The sequence below is a fragment of the Streptomyces sp. NPDC093221 genome (assembly GCF_044753885.1).
In the GTDB taxonomy this organism is placed as follows: domain Bacteria; phylum Actinomycetota; class Actinomycetes; order Streptomycetales; family Streptomycetaceae; genus Actinacidiphila.
Window position 1 is genome coordinate 554,052 of sequence record NZ_JBIVOA010000005.1, and the last position, 19,216, is coordinate 573,267.

General features: G+C 70.6%; 18 protein-coding genes and 2 tRNA genes. 4 read left to right on the plus strand and 16 right to left on the minus strand.

Annotated elements, in window-relative coordinates:
- Positions 1-122 precede the first annotated feature (122 nt).
- The 3 genes from ACIQCJ_RS22785 to ACIQCJ_RS22795 all read right to left on the minus strand — a co-directional run bounded on the left by ACIQCJ_RS22785 (position 123) and on the right by ACIQCJ_RS22795 (position 4,818).
- Positions 123-494, minus strand: coding sequence for a DUF4233 domain-containing protein (locus tag ACIQCJ_RS22785; RefSeq protein ID WP_355349537.1), 372 nt, complete (start codon positions 492-494; stop codon positions 123-125).
- A gap of 13 nt (positions 495-507) precedes the next feature.
- Positions 508-2,070, minus strand: coding sequence for a bifunctional folylpolyglutamate synthase/dihydrofolate synthase (locus tag ACIQCJ_RS22790; RefSeq protein ID WP_402712331.1), 1,563 nt, complete (start codon positions 2,068-2,070; stop codon positions 508-510).
- A gap of 114 nt (positions 2,071-2,184) precedes the next feature.
- Complete coding sequence (locus ACIQCJ_RS22795) at positions 2,185-4,818, minus strand: valine--tRNA ligase (RefSeq protein WP_391160356.1); 2,634 nt, start codon at positions 4,816-4,818, stop codon at positions 2,185-2,187.
- Between the two features lie 118 nt (positions 4,819-4,936).
- Between ACIQCJ_RS22795 and ACIQCJ_RS22800 the strand changes: the two genes are divergently transcribed.
- On the plus strand, positions 4,937-5,929 hold the full coding sequence (locus ACIQCJ_RS22800) for a hypothetical protein (protein WP_402712332.1): 993 nt from the start codon (positions 4,937-4,939) through the stop codon (positions 5,927-5,929).
- A 127-nt stretch (positions 5,930-6,056) separates the two neighbouring features.
- On the opposite strand, the gene clpX is transcribed toward ACIQCJ_RS22800, so the two are convergent.
- From clpX to ACIQCJ_RS22825, 5 genes are all read right to left on the minus strand, one after another.
- A complete protein-coding gene (clpX, locus tag ACIQCJ_RS22805; RefSeq protein ID WP_188282316.1) occupies positions 6,057-7,340 on the minus strand; it encodes an ATP-dependent Clp protease ATP-binding subunit ClpX in 1,284 nt (427 codons plus the stop codon).
- Between the two features lie 165 nt (positions 7,341-7,505).
- Positions 7,506-8,180, minus strand: coding sequence for an ATP-dependent Clp protease proteolytic subunit (locus ACIQCJ_RS22810; RefSeq protein WP_223187111.1), 675 nt, complete (start codon positions 8,178-8,180; stop codon positions 7,506-7,508).
- Positions 8,181-8,249: 69 nt separating this feature from the next.
- Positions 8,250-8,852, minus strand: a complete 603-nt coding sequence (locus ACIQCJ_RS22815; protein WP_355349570.1) for an ATP-dependent Clp protease proteolytic subunit — start codon at positions 8,850-8,852, stop codon at positions 8,250-8,252.
- Between the two features lie 399 nt (positions 8,853-9,251).
- A complete protein-coding gene (gene tig / locus ACIQCJ_RS22820) occupies positions 9,252-10,646 on the minus strand; it encodes a trigger factor (protein WP_402712333.1) in 1,395 nt (464 codons plus the stop codon).
- A gap of 208 nt (positions 10,647-10,854) precedes the next feature.
- Positions 10,855-10,931, minus strand: a tRNA-Pro gene (locus ACIQCJ_RS22825).
- 120 nt (positions 10,932-11,051) lie between these two features.
- On the opposite strand from ACIQCJ_RS22825, the gene ACIQCJ_RS22830 reads away from it, so the two are divergent.
- A tRNA-Gly gene (locus tag ACIQCJ_RS22830) sits at positions 11,052-11,125 on the plus strand.
- Positions 11,126-11,261: 136 nt separating this feature from the next.
- Here ACIQCJ_RS22830 and ACIQCJ_RS22835 read toward each other — a convergent pair.
- Positions 11,262-11,714, minus strand: coding sequence for an Lrp/AsnC family transcriptional regulator (locus tag ACIQCJ_RS22835; RefSeq protein WP_355349524.1), 453 nt, complete (start codon positions 11,712-11,714; stop codon positions 11,262-11,264).
- 193 nt (positions 11,715-11,907) lie between these two features.
- On the opposite strand from ACIQCJ_RS22835, the gene ACIQCJ_RS22840 reads away from it, so the two are divergent.
- Positions 11,908-12,990 (plus strand): asparaginase, encoded by a 1,083-nt coding sequence (locus ACIQCJ_RS22840; RefSeq protein ID WP_355349521.1) that lies wholly within the window; start codon positions 11,908-11,910, stop codon positions 12,988-12,990.
- Here ACIQCJ_RS22840 and ACIQCJ_RS22845 read toward each other — a convergent pair.
- Together ACIQCJ_RS22845 and ACIQCJ_RS22850 are read right to left on the minus strand one after the other, a co-directional pair.
- A complete protein-coding gene (locus ACIQCJ_RS22845; protein ID WP_093715861.1) occupies positions 12,955-13,149 on the minus strand; it encodes a hypothetical protein in 195 nt (64 codons plus the stop codon). The genes ACIQCJ_RS22840 and ACIQCJ_RS22845 overlap by 36 nt on opposite strands.
- Positions 13,150-13,283: 134 nt before the next feature.
- Positions 13,284-14,429: a PP2C family protein-serine/threonine phosphatase gene (locus ACIQCJ_RS22850; protein ID WP_355349518.1), complete on the minus strand. Its 1,146-nt coding sequence runs from the start codon at positions 14,427-14,429 to the stop codon at positions 13,284-13,286.
- A 117-nt stretch (positions 14,430-14,546) separates the two neighbouring features.
- On the opposite strand from ACIQCJ_RS22850, the gene ACIQCJ_RS22855 reads away from it, so the two are divergent.
- Complete coding sequence (locus ACIQCJ_RS22855) at positions 14,547-15,776, plus strand: GNAT family N-acetyltransferase (protein ID WP_401304564.1); 1,230 nt, start codon at positions 14,547-14,549, stop codon at positions 15,774-15,776.
- A 6-nt stretch (positions 15,777-15,782) separates the two neighbouring features.
- Here ACIQCJ_RS22855 and ACIQCJ_RS22860 read toward each other — a convergent pair whose 3' ends face one another.
- From ACIQCJ_RS22860 to ACIQCJ_RS22880, 5 genes are all read right to left on the minus strand, one after another.
- Positions 15,783-16,607 carry an Fpg/Nei family DNA glycosylase gene (locus ACIQCJ_RS22860; protein ID WP_402712334.1) on the minus strand — a complete coding sequence of 275 codons (825 nt, stop codon included), beginning with the start codon at positions 16,605-16,607 and terminating at the stop codon, positions 15,783-15,785.
- An 8-nt stretch (positions 16,608-16,615) separates the two neighbouring features.
- Positions 16,616-17,104 carry a ribose-5-phosphate isomerase gene (locus ACIQCJ_RS22865; RefSeq protein WP_391047626.1) on the minus strand — a complete coding sequence of 163 codons (489 nt, stop codon included), beginning with the start codon at positions 17,102-17,104 and terminating at the stop codon, positions 16,616-16,618.
- A 42-nt stretch (positions 17,105-17,146) separates the two neighbouring features.
- Positions 17,147-17,731 carry a biotin transporter BioY gene (locus ACIQCJ_RS22870; protein ID WP_401304568.1) on the minus strand — a complete coding sequence of 195 codons (585 nt, stop codon included), beginning with the start codon at positions 17,729-17,731 and terminating at the stop codon, positions 17,147-17,149.
- A gap of 243 nt (positions 17,732-17,974) precedes the next feature.
- Positions 17,975-18,364 carry a VOC family protein gene (locus tag ACIQCJ_RS22875; RefSeq protein WP_355349503.1) on the minus strand — a complete coding sequence of 130 codons (390 nt, stop codon included), beginning with the start codon at positions 18,362-18,364 and terminating at the stop codon, positions 17,975-17,977.
- 37 nt (positions 18,365-18,401) lie between these two features.
- On the minus strand, positions 18,402-19,067 hold the full coding sequence (locus ACIQCJ_RS22880) for a DsbA family protein (protein ID WP_391047630.1): 666 nt from the start codon (positions 19,065-19,067) through the stop codon (positions 18,402-18,404).
- Positions 19,068-19,216: the final 149 nt, after the last annotated feature.

The window sequence follows — 19,216 nt, forward strand, 5'->3', positions numbered from 1 at the left end:
CGCGGGGGGCGCGGCCGTATGGGCTCCGGCCGGCGGGGTGCGAAGTACGACGAGCCTACAAGGGCGGGCGGTGCCCGGCGGACACCGGGCCGGGACGGGCGGGACGGACGGTGCGGCTGGGGTCACGCTTCCTGGGCCCGCGCACGGTCTTGTGCCCGCGCCTCGGCCTGCGCCGCGTGCCGGGCCTTCAGGACGTCCACCTTGCGCCCGTAGTGGATCGCCGCCCACCACAGACCGGCGAAGATCACGCCGAGGAAGAACATCGTGCCGACCCAGTACCCGCTGACCACCAGCGCGGCCTGGAGCACCCAGCCGACGGTCAGCGCGCCCGGCCGGGTGAGCATCCCGCACAGCAGCACGCACAGCGCCATGGCGATCCCGCACACCGTCCAGACGGTGCCCATCGACAGGTCGGGATGCTTCATCGCGACCAGACCGGCGAAGCCGATGACGAAGAACTCGCCGATCAGCGTGCTCGCGCACAGCGTCCGCATCGTCCCGCCCCCTTCACTTGCGGCCCAGCAGCAGCCGGGCCTCTCCGACGGTGATGACGGAACCGGTGACCAGCACTCCGGCCCCGGAGAACTCGCCCTCGTCCTCGGCGAGCGTGATCGCCGCCTCCAGCGCGTCGTCCAGCCTCGGCTCGACCTGCACCCGGTCGTCCCCGAACACCTCGACGGCCAGCGCCGCCAATTCGTCCACGTCCATCGCGCGGTGCGTCGAGTTACGGGTGACGACGACCTCGGAGAAGACCGGCTCGAACGCCTCCAGCAGCCCGCGTACGTCCTTGTCGCCGCTCGGCCCGACCACACCGACCAGGTGCGTGAAGCCGAACGCCTCACCGACCGCGGCCGCCGCGGCGGCCGCGCCCGCCGGATTGTGCGCCGCGTCCAGGACCACGGTGGGGCTGCGGCGCACCACCTCCAGGCGGCCGGGCGAGGTGACCGAGGCGAACGCGGCCCGCACGGTGTCCATGTCGAGGGTGCGCGACTGGGTGCTGCCGATGCCGAAGAACGCCTCGACGGCGGCCAGCGCGACCGCCGCGTTGTGCGCCTGGTGCTCGCCGTGCAGTGGCAGGAAGACCTGTTCGTACTCGCCGCCCAGGCCGCGCAGCGTCAGCAGTTGCCCGCCGACGGCGACCTCGCGGTGCACGACGCCGAACTCCATGCCCTCGCGGGCGACCGTCGCATCCGCCTCCACGGCCCGATTGAGCAGCGTCTTCGCCGCGTCGGCGGGCTGCTGGGCCAGGACGGCGGTGGCGTTCTTCTTGATGATGCCGCTCTTCTCCACCGCGATCTCGCCGGGCGTGGAGCCCAGCCGGTCGGTGTGGTCGAGCGCGATCGGGGTGACCACGGCGACCTGGCCGTCCACCACGTTGGTGGCGTCCCAGCCGCCGCCCATGCCGACCTCGACCACCGCGACGTCGACCGGCGCGTCCGCGAAGGCCGCGTACGCCATCCCGGTGAGCACCTCGAAGAACGACAGCCGGTGCGGCTGCGCGTCGTCCACCATGCCGACGAAGGGCTGGATGTCGCGGTAGGTCTCGATGAACCGCTCGGCGGAGATCGGCGCGCCGTCCAGGCTGATCCGCTCGGTGACGGACTGCACGTGCGGGCTGGTGTAGCGGCCGGTGCGCAGGTCGAAGGAGAGCAGCAGCCGCTCGATCATCCGGGCGGTGCTGGTCTTGCCGTTGGTGCCGGTGATGTGGATCGCCGGGTAGGCGCGCTGCGGGTCGCCGAGGACGTCCATCAGCGCCGTGATCCGGTCGAGCGAGGGCTCCAGCTTGGTCTCGGGCCAGCGGCCGAGCAGTTCCTCCTCGACCGTGCGCAGCTCCCGGTCGACGGCGGGGTCCGCGGGCCGCGCCGGTACGTCGTCCTCGGCCGCGACCGGGCTCACACCGGCCCGCAGCGTCCGGCTGCCCGCCTCGATGACGGCCAGGTCGGCCTCGCGGAGGGTACCGTCGGCCGCCCCGGCCGCGTCCTCGACGTCGTCGTCCACGTCGTAGGCGGTGTCCTGGATTTCGTACGCGTCGTCTTCGGGGCCGTCGCCGTTGTGCGGGTGCTCGCTCACAGCGCCCAGTCTACGGAGCCCGCGAGCGGAAACGGCCACGGGCCCGGACCGCGGGTGCGCGGTCCGGGCCCGTGGCACACGGTGGCCCTTCAGGGCGGGCGGCCCTCGGTGCGGTCAGGCCGACGGGAGGGCCGCGATCTGCGCGGTGATCCGGGCGATGTCGGCCTCGGCGGTCGCCAGCCGCGTACGGATCTTGGCCACCACCGGCTCGGGCGCCTTGCCGAGGAACGCCTCGTTGCCCAGCTTCTTCTCGGCGTCGGCCTTCTCCTTCTCGGCCAGGCCGAGATCCTTGGTGAGCCGCTTGCGCTCGGCCGGAACGTCGATCGTGCCGGACAGGTCGAGCGCGACCGTGGCGCCCGCGACCGGCAGCGTCGCGGTGGCGTGGAAGTCCTCGCCCGCGGGCTGGAGCCGGAGCACCTGGCGGATGGCGTCCTCGTGCGGCGCGAGCAGCGTCCCGTCCAGGGTCAGCAGCGCCGGGACCTTCTGGCCGGGCTGGAGCCCCTGGTCGGAGCGGAAGCGGCGGACCTCGGTGACCACCCGCTGGACCTCGGCGATCTCCGCCTCGGCCGCCGCGTCCCGGAAGCCGCTGTCGCTCGGCCAGTCCGCGACGACCAGCGACTCGCCGCCGGTCAGCGTCGTCCACAGCGTCTCGGTGACGAAGGGGACGATCGGGTGCAGCAGCCGCAGCATCACGTCCAGGACCTCGCCCAAGACCCGCCCGGAGACCCGGGCGCCGTCGCCGCCCGCGAAGAAGACGGTCTTGGACAGCTCCACGTACCAGTCGAAGACCTCGTCCCACGCGAAGTGGTAGAGGCTGTCGCTGAGCTTCGCGAACTGGTAGTCGTCGTACAGGCCGTTGACCTCGGCGACGACCGTGTTCAGCCGGGACAGGATCCACCGGTCGGTGGCCGACAGCTCCTCGGGCGCGGGCAGCGGGCCCTGGACCGTGGCGCCGTTCATCAGCGCGAAGCGCGTGGCGTTCCAGATCTTGTTGGCGAAGTTGCGGGACGCCTGGACCCAGTCCTCGCCGATCGGCACGTCCGCGCCGGGGTTGGCGCCGCGGGCCAGGGTGAAGCGGACGGCGTCCGAGCCGTACTTGTCCATCCAGTCCAGCGGGTCCACCGAGTTGGGGTTGGACTTGGACATCTTCTTGCCGAACTCGTCGCGGACCAGGCCGGTCAGCGCGATGGTGTGAAACGGCGGGGTGCCGTCCATCGCGTACAGGCCGAACATCATCATCCGGGCGACCCAGAAGAAGATGATGTCGTGCCCGGTGAGCAGGACGTCGGTCGGATAGAACTTCTCCAGATCCGGCGTCTGTTCGGGCCAGCCCAGCGTGGAGAACGGCCACAGGGCGGACGAGAACCAGGTGTCCAGGACGTCGGAGTCCTGCGTCCAGCCCTCGCCGGACGGCACCTCGTCGTCCGGTCCGACGCAGATCTGCTGGCCGTTCGGCCCGTACCAGACGGGGATGCGGTGGCCCCACCACAACTGGCGCGAGATGCACCAGTCGTGCATGTTGTCGACCCAGTCGAAGTACCGCTTGTTCAGCTCCGGCGGGTGGATCCTGACCCGGCCGTCGCGGACCGCGTCGCCGGACGCCTTCGCCAGCGGCTCGACCCTGACCCACCACTGGAGGGACAGCCGCGGCTCGATGGTGGTCTTGCAGCGCGAGCAGTGGCCGACGGAGTGGACGTAAGGACGCTTCTCCGCGACGATCCGGCCCTGTTCGCGCAGCGCCTCGACGATCGCGGACCGCGCCTCGAAGCGGTCCAGGCCCTGGAAGGGGCCGGGCGCGGTGATGACCGCGCGCTCGTCCATGACGGTCAGCGACTCCAGGCCGTGCCGCTGGCCGATCGCGAAGTCGTTCGGGTCGTGCGCGGGCGTCACCTTGACGGCGCCGGTGCCGAACTCCGGGTCGACGTGCGTGTCGGCGACGACCGGGATCGTCCGGTCGGTGAGCGGCAGCTTGATCCGCTTGCCGACCAGGTGCCGGTACCGCTCGTCGTCCGGGTGGACGGCGACGGCGGTGTCGCCGAGCATCGTCTCGACGCGGGTGGTCGCCACGACGACCGTCTCGTCGCCCTCGCCGTACTTCAGCGAGACCAACTCGCCGTCGTCGTCCTGGTAGTCGACCTCGATGTCCGAGATCGCCGTCATACAGCGCGGACACCAGTTGATGATCCGCTCGGCGCGGTAGATCAGCTCGTCGTCGTACAGCTTCTTGAAGATGGTCTGGACGGCCTTGGACAGGCCCTCGTCCATGGTGAAGCGCTCGCGGGACCAGTCCACGCCGTCGCCGAGGCGGCGCATCTGGCCGAGGATCCGGCCGCCGTACTCCTCTTTCCACTGCCAGACGCGGTCGACGAACGCCTCGCGGCCGATGTCGTGCCGGGACTTACCCTCGTCGGCGAGCTGCTGCTCGACCTTGTTCTGGGTGGCGATGCCCGCGTGGTCCATGCCGGGCAGCCACAGCGACTCGTAACCCTGCATCCGCTTGCGGCGGGTGAGGGCGTCCATCAGCGTGTGCTGGAAGGCGTGACCCAGGTGGAGCGTGCCCGTGACGTTCGGCGGCGGGATGACGATGGTGTACGCGGGCTTGTCGCTCTTCGCGTCCGCCTCGAAGTAGCCGCGTTCTACCCAGCGCTCGTACAGCGCCCCCTCTACCTCGGCCGGCGTGTAGGTCGTCGGCAGTTCGGGGGTGCTGTGCGGCCCGCGGTCGGGGCTCTGCTGAGAGTTGTCGGTCACGGCACGATTCTACGGTGGCGGACCATCCCGTTACGAATCCGTATCGCCCCCGCTGTAAGAACCCGATAAAGGATCGGCGAGGATGGTCCGACGGTCGTAAACGAGGGGACCACCTGACATGAGTGACAACCAGCCGCCGCCGAACCCGTACGGGCACCAGCCCCAGCAGGGCGGATACGGGCAGCCGCAGCCGCAGCAGCCGCAGGGCGGATACGGGCAGCAGCCGCAGCAAGGTGGTTACGGCCAGCCGCCGCAGCAGCCGTACGGCCAGCCCCAGGGGCAGCCCGGTTACGGCTACCCCCAGCAGGGCCCGCCGCAGCAGGCGCCGTACGGGCAGCCGCAGCAGCAGCCGGGCTACGGCTACGGCGGCCAGCCGCCCGTGCCGCCGCAGGGCGGTGGCGGCGGGAAGCGCACCGGGATCATCATCGGCGCCGTGGTGGCGCTGGTCGCGATCGGCGCCGGGGTCTTCTTCCTCACCAAGGGCAGTGACGGCGACAACAGCGCCAACGGCGGCAAGGGCGGCGGCGGCAAGAGCACCGTCAAGAACGACGGCAAGCAGTACAAGCTCATCACGCCCGAGACCGTCGCGGAGACGTACAAGAAGTCGAAGGACGCGGACACCGGCGACGGCTTCGACGCCAAGGACGTCACGCTGCTCAAGACGCTCGGCGTCACCGACCCCCAGCAGGTCAGCTCGGGCTACACCAGCGGGTCCCAACTCACCGGCAAGCTGCTGGAGTTCAGCGGTGTCTACGGCAAGGTCGCGGACCCGCAGAAGGTGGTCGACGGCATGTTCGCCGACCTGAAGAAGCAGGCCGCCGACGACAAGGAATCCGGCGGCGGCAAGACCGAACTGGTCGGCAGCCCGCAGAAGGTGCAGCCCGCGGGCATGGACGACGCCGTCATGTCGTGCCAGAACACCAAGTACACCGAGGGCAGCAAGTCGTTCACCACACCGATCTGCCTGTGGGCCGACTACAGCACCGTCGGCTACACCCTGCCGGTCGACCTGGCGACGGCCAGCACCGGTGTCGGCAGCGGCATGCCGATCGACGAGGCGGCGGCGCTCACCGCGAAGGTCCGCAAGGACGTGCGCGTACCGCTCAACTGACGCCGTACGCCGACGCGTTCGGCGTGAGCGTTCCGCGGTCAGCCGTTCCGCGGAGCCGTTCCGCGCAGACGGAAGGGGGCGCCCGGATCCACCGGGCGCCCCCTTCGCGTGTGTTCGTACTGTGGCGCTACGCGCTCTTCTGCTCGCCCTTGCCGACGATGCGCGGCTCACGCGGCACCAGCGTCGGGTTGACGTTGGAGTGCACGACATCGGCCGTGATGACGACCCGGGCCACGTCCTTGCGGGACGGCACCTCGTACATCACCGACTGGAGGACTTCCTCCATGATGGCCCGCAGACCGCGGGCGCCGGTCTGCCGCAGGATCGCCTGGTCCGCGATGGACTCCAGCGCGCCGTGCTCGAACTCCAGCTCCACACCGTCGAGTTCGAAGAGTTTTTGATACTGCTTCACCAGCGCGTTGCGCGGCTCGACCAGAATCTGGAGGAGCGCCTCGCGGTCGAGGTTGTGCACGCTGGTGATGACGGGCAGCCGTCCGATGAACTCGGGGATCATGCCGAACTTGACCAGGTCCTCGGGCATGATCTCGGAGAACTGGTCGGCCATGTCCAGCTCGCGCTTGGAGCGGATGGTCGCACCGAAGCCGATGCCCTTGGCGCCCGCGCGGGACTCGATGATCTTCTCCAGACCGGAGAAGGCACCGCCCACGATGAACAGCACGTTCGTGGTGTCGATCTGGATGAACTCCTGGTGCGGGTGCTTGCGCCCGCCCTGCGGCGGCACCGAGGCCGTCGTGCCCTCCAGGATCTTCAGCAGCGCCTGCTGCACGCCCTCGCCGGACACATCGCGGGTGATCGACGGATTCTCGCTCTTGCGGGCGACCTTGTCGATCTCGTCGATGTAGATGATCCCGGTCTCGGCCTTCTTGACGTCGTAGTCCGCCGCCTGGATCAGCTTCAGCAGGATGTTCTCGACGTCCTCGCCCACGTAACCGGCCTCGGTGAGGGCGGTCGCGTCCGCGATGGCGAACGGCACGTTGAGCATGCGGGCCAGCGTCTGGGCCAGCAGCGTCTTGCCGGAGCCCGTCGGGCCGAGCAGCAGGATGTTGGACTTCGCCAGCTCGATCGCGTCGTCGTGCCCGCGGCCGGCGTTCTCACCCGCCTGGACCCGCTTGTAGTGGTTGTACACCGCGACCGACAGGGCCTTCTTCGCGGGCGTCTGCCCGACCACGTAGCCCTCGAGGAACTCGTAGATCTCCCGCGGCTTGGGCAGGTCCTCCCAGCGCACCTCGGAGGACTCGGCCAGCTCCTCCTCGATGATCTCGTTGCAGAGATCGATGCACTCGTCGCAGATGTACACACCAGGGCCTGCGATGAGCTTCTTCACCTGCTTCTGGCTCTTTCCGCAGAATGAGCACTTCAGCAGGTCGCCGCCGTCACCGATGCGTGCCACGAGGTGTTTCCCCTTCGCCTGGGATCCGCCGAGATCAACGGAGCCTGGTGCTTCTCTCATCGACGGTACCTTGCCGCGACCCCCGTGTGGGCCCCCCTTGGACGTACTCACTCAGTGGAGTCCAAGGAGGGCCACCCGCGCGACCGGTCCGTTGTCCGACTGTGTTCAGACCGTCACAGAGGTCTTGCGGGTCGAGACGATCTGGTCGACCAGCCCGTAGGCCAGCGACTCCTCGGCGGTAAGGATCTTGTCCCGCTCGATGTCGTCGCGGATCTGCTCGATCGGCGTCGTGGAGTGCTTGGCCAGCATCTCTTCGAGCTGCTGCCGCATCCGGATGATCTCGTTGGCGGCGATCTCCAGGTCGGAGACCTGCCCGCGGCCGGTCTCGCTGTACGGCTGGTGGATCAGCACCCGCGCGTTCGGCAGCGCCATCCGCTTGCCGGGGCTGCCGGCGGCCAGCAGGACCGCGGCGGCGGACGCCGCCTGGCCCATGCAGACCGTCTGGATGTCCGGCTTCACGAACTGCATCGTGTCGTAGATCGCCGTCAGCGCGGTGAAGGAGCCGCCGGGGCTGTTGATGTAGACCGAGATGTCCCGGTCGGGGTCCATGGACTCCAGGCACAGGAGCTGCGCCATGACGTCGTTGGCCGACGCGTCGTCGATCTGCACGCCGAGGAAGATCACGCGCTCCTCGAAGAGCTTCGCGTACGGGTCGTACTCGCGCACGCCCTGCGAGGTGCGCTCGACGAAGCGCGGAATGATGTAGCGGGCCTCGGCACCGAACACACCGGGCCGCTCGGCCTCGGTGCGCTCGTACAGGCCGCTGCCGGGGAAGTTCATGCTGTTCACGTCCACCGTCCTGGTGATGATGCGGAAGCTGGGTGCTGTCGGCTGGGGTTCCTGAACGGATCAGGCGCCGGTGCCGCCACCGCCCGGGACCTCCGTGGCGGACAGCATGACGCCGTCCAGCAGGCCGTACTCCTTGGCCTCCTCGGCGGAGAACCAGCGGTCGCGGTCGGAGTCCTTGGTGATCTGGTCGAAGCTCTGCCCGGAGTGCTGGGCGATCAGCTCGGCCATGCGGCGCTTGGTGTGCAGCAACTGCTCGGCCTGGATCTTGATGTCGGTGGCGGAGCCGCCGAGACCCGCGGAGGGCTGGTGCATCAGGATGCGGGTGTTCGGCAGGGCGAAGCGCTTGCCGGGGGTGCCCGCGGTCAGCAGGAACTGGCCCATCGAGGCGGCCATGCCCATGGCGATCGTCACGACGTCGTTCTTGATGAACTGCATCGTGTCGTAGATCGCCATACCGGCGGTCACGGAGCCGCCGGGGCTGTTGATGTAGAGGAAGATGTCCTTGTCCGGCTCGGCTGCCAGGAGAAGGAGCTGGGCGGTGATCTTGTTGGCGATGTCATCGTCGACCGCCTGGCCGAGGAAGATGATTCGCTCGCCGAGCAGTCGGTTGTAGACCTGGTCGCCGAGGCCACCGAGAGTCGGCTCGCCGGCGGCGGAAGGCATCGGAGTCGTCACGTATCCACCTGCTCGTTGTCGGACGGCCGTGAAGCCGTCACAGGGTCTTCGTCCGGGCCGGGGCCGACCCCTTCTGGTGCCGAGCCCCCGCCCTCCTACTTACGGACCCTAACGCGCAGGTGGGGCCCAGCAATCCCCTACGCGGAACTGTTCGCTGCCAGCGGAGACCAAGACGCCGCGCCGGCACAGGGGGTTGGTGGCCCGGCCCGGACGTGCCTGCGCGTTCACCTCGCGGAGGCGGGTGCTTCGAGGGGCGCGGGGAACCGCGCGACACGTCCCCACCGGCCGGTGGTCCGAGAACAACCGTGACTGCCCCCTCCGGGGCCGGTGGTGACATGCAGCCGTCGTCGTGGCTGATCGCGCGGTTCCCCGCGCCCCTGACGGGGCTCAGGCCTGCTCGACAGGCTCCGGCTTCTCGTCGGCGGCCTCGACGGCCTCGACGGCCTCAACCGTCTCGCCGTCCTCGTCCTCTTCGTCCTCGAGGTCCACGACCTCACCGTTGGTGTCCGTGACCTTGACGGACTCCACGACGACCGCGAGCGCCTTGCCGCGGGCGACCTCGCCGACGAGCATCGGCACCTGGCCGCCTTCGACGACGGCCTGGGCGAACTGGTCGGGAGACATCCCGGAGGTCGCCGCACGGCGCATGAGGTGCTCGGTCAGCTCCTCCTGGTTGACGGAGAGCTTCTCCTTGTTGACCAGCTCGTCCAGCAGGAACTGGGTCTTGATGCCCTTGACCGCCTGGGCCTCGAGCTCCGCGTCGTACTCCTCGCGCGTCTTGCCCTCGCGCTCCAGGTACGTGTCCCAGTCCAGACCCATCTGCGGGAACTGGTGGTGCTCCAGGTTGTGGGTCCTGGTCTCGATCTCGTCCTTGAGCAGCTTCTCCGGGATCGGCACCTCGGACAGCTCGATGAGCGCGTCGAGGACCTTCTCCTGGGCGGCGGTCGCCTGGTCGTACTGCTTCATCCGCTCCAGGCGCTTGCGGCTGTCCGCGCGCAGCTCCTCAAGGGTGTCGAACTCGCTCGCGAGCTGGGCGAAGTCGTCGTCCAGGGCGGGCAGTTCGCGGGCCTGTACGTCGGAGACGTCGACCTTGACCTCGGCGGCGCTGCCGGCGGCGGAGCCGCCCTTCAGCTCGGAGGTGAAGGTGGCGGAGCCGCCGGCCTCCAGGCCGATGACGGCCTCGTCAATGCCGTCGAGGAGCTGGCCGGAGCCGATGGTGTAGCTGACGCCCTTGGCGACGCCGTCCTCCAGCACCTCGCCGTCGACGGAGGCTTCGAGGTCGACGATCACGACGTCGCCCTCGGCCGCCGCGCGCTCGACCGTGGTGGTCGAGGCGAAGCGGTCACGGAGCTGCTCCAGCGAGGTGTCGACGTCCTCGTCGGTGACCTCGACGGCGTCCACGACGACCTCGATGCCGGAGTAGTCCGGGATCTCGATCGCGGGGCGGATGTCCACCTCGGCGGTGAACTTCAGCTCGTCACCGTCGTTGAACTCGGTGATGTCGACGTCGGGCTGGCCGAGTACGTTCAGCTCACCCTCGTTGACCGCCTCCGTGTAGAACTTCGGCAGCGCGTCGTTGATGGCCTCTTCGAGGACCGCGCCACGGCCGAACCGCTGGTCGATGACGCGCGCAGGGATCTTGCCCTTGCGGAAGCCCGGCACCGTGACCTGCTGGTTGATCTTCTTGTACGCCGCGTCGAGGCTGGGCTTGAGCTCCTCGAAGGGCACCTCGACAGTGAGTCGAACCCGAGTCGGGTTCAGAGTCTCGACGGCGCTCTTCACGGTTGGGTCTCCTTGGGGGCTTTACGTTGATGGGGGCGGCCGGATCATCCGGTGATCTCGCCGGATCGTCCGGTGATCTCGTCCGGCAAGCAGTACACGGCATGCCGCGCGCTCGGTCGCCAGCGGCCCATCCTACCGGTACCACAATGCGCACGGTCCGGGCCTTCGTGCCCCGGCCCCCAGAATCCCCTCGGGATCGCGGAACCGCTGGTCGGGGTGGCCGGATTCGAACCGACGGCCTTCCGCTCCCAAAGCGGACGCGCTACCAAGCTGCGCCACACCCCGCTGGTGCGACACGTAGAGTACATGCCCCCGTACGCGTGGGCAGCCGGTATTCCCCCGCCGGTTCACCGGTTCGACCGGCTACTATCCGATGTGCCACAATCACTGGCGCATCACACTCCCGCGGGCGTAGCTCAATGGTAGAGCCCTAGTCTTCCAAACTAGCTACGCGGGTTCGATTCCCGTCGCCCGCTCCACGGCCTCCGGCCCGGTCGGTACCACTCGACCGGTGTCCGGGGGCTTTCTGTTTCCCCGGGCCGCGACCGGCGCCGGGACCGGCCCGGGTCGGCCGGGGTCGGCTCGGGTCGGCTCGGGTCGGCCCGGGTCGGCCTTCTAGTCGACCGGGATGCCCTGGGGGGACTTGATGCGCTTCATGATCATCTGGGAGTTGACGTCGCTGACGCCCGGCAGGTCGATGAGCTGGTCGGTCCAGAAGCGCTCGTAGGCGTCGGAGTCGGCGACGGCGATGCGCAGGAGGCAGCCGGGGGCGCCGTAGAGGCGGTAGGCCTCGACGACGTCGGGGGTGGACTGGACCTCGGCCTCGAAGGCGGCGACGGAGGCGCGGTCGCGGCGTACCTCGACGGAGGCGAAGACCTCGAAGCCGCGGCCGACGGCGGCCGGGGCGACGACCGCGCGGTAGGTCTCGATCACTCCGTCGTCCTCCAGCTGCCGCACCCGGCGCAGGCACGGGGAGGGCGTGAGGCCGACCCGCTGGGCCAGTTCCTGGTTGCTCAGCCGGCCGTCGGCCTGGAGCTCGCGCAAGATTCGTCTGTCGATGGCGTCCATGGTGGCAATACCTACCACTCGGTGGCCGAATACCGGTCGGTACGAGCAATCAAATGTCAGGTCTACGCGCATATCATTGCACCGGGTGCAGAGTGGGTAAGTGTCACCCCGAGGAGTGGGGACATCCGGCGGCGTCCGGAGGGCCCCGCGCGAACGCACCGGACGCGCACAATCAGACGGAGGCGAAGGCATCGTGCGACACGTCGTGGTCATCAGCACCGGGGGCACCATAGCCAGCCGATGGCAGGGCGACGGGTACGCGGCGGAGGCGGCAGGGCAGGAAGTGCTCGCCGCCGGCGCGGTGCCCGAGGGCGTCGAGGTCCGGGTGGTGGACCTGTTCACCGTCAACAGCTCGCGCCTGACCACCGACCACCAGCTGCGGCTGCTGCACGCCGTGCACGAGGTGCTGGCCGATCCGGCGGTGGACGGCGTGGTGGTCACCCACGGCACCGACACCCTGGAGGAGTCCGCCTTCTTCCTCGACCTCTTCCACGGCGACCGCCGCCCGGTGGTCTTCACCGGCGCGCAGAAACCGCTGGACGCGGAGGACGGCGACGCGGCGGGCAATCTGTACGACGCGCTGCTGACCGCGGCCACCGGCCGCGACATCGGCGCGGTGATCGTCTTCGCGGGCCAGGTCTGGGCCGCCCGCGGCACCGTCAAGCAGCACACCGTGGACGCGCACGCCTTCGGCGCGCCGGACGGACTGCCGCTGGGCCGCGTCGAGTTCGGCCGGGTGACGTGGGGCCGCCGCCGTCCGCGCCCCGAGCCGCTGCCGCTGCCCGCGCCCGGCGCCGTACCGCCGCGGGTGGACGTCCTGATGCACCACAGCGACGGCGACACCGTGCTCTTCGAGGCGGCGCTGGGCGCGGGCGCGCGCGGCGTCGTCGTGGTCGGCACGGGCGCGGGGAACGCGAATCCGCAGGTCGCGGAGGCGGTACGGAAGGCGACGGCGGACGGCGTCCTGGTCGCGGTCAGCACGCGGGTCGCGGCGGGCGCGGTGGCGCCGCTCTACACCGGCGGCGGGGCGGTCGACCTGGTGGCGGCGGGCGGGCTGCTGGCGGGCACTCTGCGTCCCGGCCAGACACGTATCGCGGTGCTGGCGACGCTGCTCTCGCTCACGTCGCCGTCCTCGGACCTCCCCCGCCTGCCCTCGGAGCAGGACGGACGGTCCGGCACGGGCACCGCCACCGCCGCGTTGCGGCGGATTCTGGAGGCGGCCCCGCAGGCGCTGCCCGCGTCAGAGCTTTATCTGGTTGATGGTGTCGGCAAGTGAGGTCAGGAATCGGTTGACCGACGGCGCCATGTTGGTGGAGGCGAGGAAGAAACCGAAGAGGGCCGCCACTATCGCCGGACCCACCTTGATGCTCTTCCCCCGGATCATGACCACCAGGATGATCGCCAGCAACAGCACTACGGACAGGGAGATGGCCACAGCGGTTCACTTCCTCTTCACGGTACGCCTCGCCGGTCCGGGAGCATGGAGCCGCGCCCCCGCCCCGCCCGGTCCCATGGTGCCATCGGGGAACGACAGTTGGACCCGAAGGCCCATAGTCCCATTCCCGTCGGCTAGTCCCTGCACACCACGAGTAGCGCCCGGTCGTCGTTGACATCCTTGGCGACCGCTTCGATCAACCGCCAGGCGGAGCCCCGGAATCCGGTCGCCACGAAGCGGTCCGCCTCGCCGATCAGCCGGTCGATGCCCTCGGAGATGTCCTTGTCCGGCGTCTCCACCAGGCCGTCCGTGAACAGCATGAGGACGTCCCCCGAGCGCAACGTCCCCTTCACGCCGTGGAATTCGGCCCCGTCGTAGACCCCGAGCAGCGGGCCCTCCGCGGCCTTCTCCTCCCACCGGCCGCTGCCCGCGTGCAGTTGCACCCCTGGGAGGTGCCCGGCGGACAGCAGTTCGTAGTCGCCGCTCTCCAGGTCGAGCACCAGGTGCACGGAAGTGGCGAAGCCCTCGTCCCAATTCTGCCGGAGCAGATAGCCGTTGGCCGCGGTGAGGAAGGAGTGCGGCGGCAGCGAGCCGAGCAGGCCGCCGAAGGCGCCGGACAGCAGCAGCGAGCGGGAGGCGGCGTCCATGCCCTTGCCGGAGACGTCGGTGAGCACGGCCTCCAGCGTCCGGCCGCCGACCGAACCGCGGGTGGCCACCACGAAGTCGCCGGAGAAGGACTGGCCGCCCGCCGGACGCAGCGCCATCTCGGCGTGCCAGCCCGCGGGCAGCCGCGGCAGTCTGCTCTGGACCCTGATCCGCTCCCTGAGGTCGAAGAGCATGGTGTGGCCGCCCCGCCAGGGCACGCCGACCCGCGCCCTGAACTGGGCGATGACCAGGCCGGTGAGCGCCACCGCGGTGACCACCAGGACGGTGCCGGGCGTGACGCGGGCCGGGCCCTCGCGGTACGGGCCGAGCGCCGCGGATTCCGCGACCAGCGCGACGGCGGAGGCCGCGTAGAGGAGCAGCAGGCTGGAGGGGCGCAGCAGCAGGCCGCCGGTGAGGATCGGCAGGACCAGGGAGCTGGGCGGGCACCAGACGGGCAGGCTCACGGTGGTGTACGCCAGCGCGGGGACGGTGAGGATCAGTACGGTGAGGCCGACCCAGTCGGAGGCGCCGCCGCGGAAGTAGTCGACCCCGGCCCTGCGCACACCGAGCCGGGCCCGGTGCAGCCATCTGCTCCACCGCAGCCCGAGCCCCTCGCCCGCGACGCCCTTTGCCATGTCTTGGCGACCCTATCGACCGTTCGCCCCGCCGTGCAGGGCGGATACCCCCCGACCTGTCACGTAGACGGCGGAAATACGTTCGCCCGCGGACGGCGCGGCTGGTAGGCAGGGCCTATGACGACGGAACTGCGGGTGCTGGAGCGGGACGACTGGGAAGAGTTCTACGGCCGCCTGGAGCGGGCTTTCGGCGGGCCGGCCGAGCCCCCGGAGGAGCGGGGGCTGTGGCGTGAACTGACCGAGCTGGAAAGGTCGTTGGCGGTGTGGGACGGCGGGGAGATCGTCGGCACCGCGGGCGCCTTCTCGTTCCGTGTGACGGTGCCCGGCGGGGCGTCGCTGCCCGCCGCGGGCGTGACCATGGTGAGCGTGCAGCCGACGCACCGCCGCCGCGGTGTGCTGACCTCGATGATGCGCAGGCAGCTCGACGACGTGCGCGAGGGACCCGAACCGGTCGCCGTGCTGACCGCGTCGGAACCGGCGATCTACGGCCGGTTCGGCTACGGCACGGGCACGTTGCAGCTCCGCGGCAACGTCGACACGACCAGGACCGCCGTCAGGGCCCTGCCGGGCGTGGACGACGTACGGCTGCGGCTGGTGCCGCTGGAGGCGGCGGGCGAGGCGTGCGAGGCCGTCTACGCGCGGGTGGTGCCGACCCGGCCCGGCATGCTGGCCAGGCGGCCCGGCTGGGAGCGGGTGCCGCTCCTCGACGCCCCGGCGAGCCGGGACGGGGCGGGCGAGCGGCTGTGCGTGGTGGCCGAGGTGGACGGTGAGGTACGCGGTTACGCGCGCTACTCGGTGAAGCTGTCGTGGAGTTCCTTCGGTCCCGACAACATCGTGAAGCTGAGCGACGTCGAGGCGCTGGACCCGGTGGTCTACGCGGCGCTGTGGCGCTATCTGTCCTCCATCGACCTCACCTCGCGGGTGGCGTTCTACAACCGGCCGGTCGACGACCCGCTGCTGCACCTCCTGTCCGACGTACGCCGCGGTGAACTGGCCTTCCGCGACAGCCTGCACGTGCGTCTGGTGAATCTCGGCGAGGCGCTGGAGGCGCGGACGTACACCGCCCCGGTGGATGTGGTGCTGGAGGTGGAGGACGCCTTCTGCCCCTGGAACGCCGGGCGTTGGCGGCTGTCGGGCGACGCGAAGGGCGCGACGTGCGAGCGGACCGCGGACGCGGCCGACCTGGCGCTGTCCGTCAAGGAGTTGGGCGCGGCCTACCTCGGCGGGCCGACGCTGCGCGGGCAGGCGGAGGCGGGGCTGGTACGTGAACTGCGGCCGGGGGCGCTGGCGGAGGCGTCCAGGGCGTTCCGCGGGGACGTCGAGCCGTGGCTGCCGCACGGCTTCTGAGATCGGTCAGCTCACCGGCGGATGCGCGGGCTGGCAGACCGGGCACCAGAAGAGATTGCGGGCCGCGAGCGGGCGGGTGCTGATCCCGGTGCCGCACACCAGGCAGGGCTGTCCGGTGCGCCGGTAGACGTACACCTCGCCGCCGTGGTCGTCCTGGCGCGGCGGGCGGCCCATCGCCTCGGGGGTGTGCTCGGGGCGCACGGTGTCGATCCGGTTGGTCCGTACGCCCTCGCGCATCAGCGTCACCAGATCGGACCACATCGCGTCCCACCGCTGACGCGGCAGTTCACGCCCCGGCAGGAACGGGTCGACGCCGTGCCGGAAGAGCACTTCGGCGCGGTAGACGTTGCCGACGCCCGCGATGACCTTCTGGTCCATCAGCAGCGCGGCGACGCTGATCCGGGAGCGGGACAGCCGCTGCCACGCCCGCTCCGGGTCGTCGCCCGGCCGCAGCGGGTCGGGGCCGAGGCGGTCGTGTATCGCCCGCTTCTCCGGCTCGGTGATCAGCTCGCAGGCGGCCGGGCCGCGCAGATCCGCCCAGTGCGCGCGGTTCGCCAGCCGCAGCCGTACGGTGTCGGTCGGCGGCGGCGCCTTGCCGTCGCCGAAGGTGACCTTGCCGATCAGGCCGAGGTGGATGTGCACCCAGCCGGTCGCGCCGAAGCCCAGGAACAGGTGCTTGCCGTGGGCCTCGGCGCTCTCCAGCACCTGCCGGTCGACGAGCGCGGCGCTGTCGGAGAACTTGCCCTGCGGGCTGCTCGCCCGGACCGCCCCGCCGCCGAACCGCTCGCGGTGGTCGGCGGCCAGGCGGTGGATCGTGTGGCCTTCCGGCATCGCCCGCGTCAGCCCTGGCGGGGGTGGTGGTCCGGGACCGGCGGCAGCTCGCCGGTGGCCTCGTACGCGCTCAGCATGTCGATACGGCGCTGGTGGCGCTCCTCGTGCGAGTACGGGGTGGTGAGGAAGATCTCCACGAATTTCGTGGCCTCCGCCTCGGTGTGCATCCGGCCGCCGATGCTCAGCACGTTCGCGTCGTTGTGCTCCCGCGCCAGCGACGCGGTCTGCTCGCTCCACGCCAGCGCCGCGCGGACGCCCTTGACCTTGTTCGCGGCGATCTGCTCGCCGTTGCCCGACCCGCCGATCACGATGCCGAGGCTGCCCGGCTCCCCCGCCGCGCCCTCGGCCGCCCGCAGGCAGAACGGCGGGTAGTCGTCCACCGCGTCGTAGATGTGCGGCCCGCAGTCCACGGGCTCGTGGCCGTGGAGGGTCAGCCACTCCACGAGGTGGTTCTTGAGTTCAAAACCGGCATGATCGGACCCGAGGTAAACGCGCATGCGATGAGTTTTGCATGTCCGGCGGGCCGGAGCGGGAGTGCCCTACCGGGTGAGCCGCCAGGCCGCGGGGAGCAGGCCCATCGCCAGGACGGCCTTGAGCGCGTCGCCCAGGAGATACGGGGTCAGGCCGAGGGAGACGGCCTGCGACGCGGACAGATGGGCGGACCAGGCGAGGTAGGGGACGCCGATCGCGTAGATCACCGCGGAGCCGAGGACCATGACGCCCGCGGTGCGCGCGACGGTGCGGTCGCCGCCGCGGCGGGCGAGGGCGCCGACCACGCCGGAGGCCAGGAGCATGCCGAGGATGTAGCCGAAGCTGGGCATGGACCAGCCGGAGGCGCCCTCGGAGAACCAGGGGAGCCCGGCGACACCCGCGGCGGCGTACAGGGCGAGGGAGGCGAAGCCGCGGCGGGCGCCGAGGGCGGTGCCGACCAGCAGCGCGGCGAAGGTCTGGCCGGTGACCGGGACGGGCGAGCCGTGCACCGGGACCGAGAGTTGCGCGGCCAGGCCCGTGAGCACCGCGCCGCCGACGACCAGGGCGGTGTCGCGGACGCGCGAGGCGGGCAGCAGGTCGGCCAGGACCGCTCCGGGGGCTCGGGAAACGGCGACGGATTCGGCGGTGGTCATCGGTACTCCGCGGGGTGAGGACGGTCGGGGACACCGTGACGCTAACGCAGCGGCCGAGCGTGATCATCGTGAGAAGGGAACAAAGCCGCGAGCGACCGGTTGGAGACTTCCGTGCACCGTCAAGTTATCGGCGCGGTCCGGGGAGTCGGGGAGTTTCGGCAGGTCGCGTGAGGCATCTCACGTCCGTGACATGCGTCGGGGCGGGACCTCGCGGGCCCGCCCCGACTGCCGTGCCGGTCAACGTCACTTGTGGGGTTCGATCAGATCCCACCGGTTGCCGTAGAGGTCCTGGAAGACCACGACCGCGCCGTACGGCTCGTAGCGCGGCTCCTCCTCGAAGACGACCCCGGCGGCGACCATCCGTTTGTAGTCGCCGTCGAAGTCGTCGGTGGTGAGGAAGAGGCCGACCCGGCCGCCGGTCTGGTCGCCCACGCGGTCCGCCTGGGCGAGGTTGCCCGCGCGGGCGAGCAGCAGCGCCGTCTCGGACGAGCCGCGGGGCGCGACCACCACCCACCGGCCGCCGTCCGCGCGGGGCGTGTCCTCGCGCAGCTCGAAGCCGAGCGCGCGGGTGTAGAAGTCGATGGCCTCGTCGTAGTCACGCACGACGAGCGCCACCAGCCCTAGATGTGCCATCGGCGCGGCACCCCGTCCCGAACCCGGTCCCCCGCGCTCACTCGAAGCTCGGGCCCTTGGTGCGGGTGCGCTTGATCTCGTAGAAGCCGGGGATCGAGGCGACCAGCAAGGTGCCGTCCCAGAGCTTGGCGGCCTCCTCGCCGCGCGGGGTGGGGGTGACGACCGGGCCGAAGAAGGCGATCTGCTCGCCGTCGTCGCCGGGGACGGCGATGACGGGGGTGCCGACCTCCTGACCGACCTTGTCGATGCCTTCCTTGTGGGAGGCGCGCAGCTCGGTGTCGTACTCGTCGGAGTCCGCGTAGTCGGCGAGGTCGGCGGGCAGGCCGACCTCTTCGAGCGCGGCGACGACGGTCTCGCGGGTCTTGGGCAGGCCCTGGTTGTGGAAGCGGGTGCCGAGGGCGGTGTAGAGCCGGCCCACGTACTCCTCGCCGTACTTCTGCTGGGCGGCGACGACGACCCGGATCGGGCCCCACGCGTCGCGCAGGAAGGTGGCGTACTCCTCGGGCAGCGTGTCGAGCTTGTCCTCGTTGAGCACCGCCAGGCTCATGGCGTGCCAGCGCACCTCGACCGGGCGGACCTTCTCGACCTCCAGCATCCAGCGGGAGGTCATCCACGCCCAGGGGCACAGCGGGTCGAACCAGAAGTCGGCCGGGGTCTTGTCGTTGCCTGGCCGGTTGTCGGTCTCGGGGGCGGTCGCGGTCACTGCGTACTCCTCGAACGGATCGTGCCGGGGCGTGCCGGGCGGCACGGGGGGCATGTGGGCTCACGGGGACATGAGTCCTCTGTCACGCACAACGCGCGACCGGCGCGACGGCATTCCCCGTACCCCTCCCCCGTACGCCCCCCGTGGGA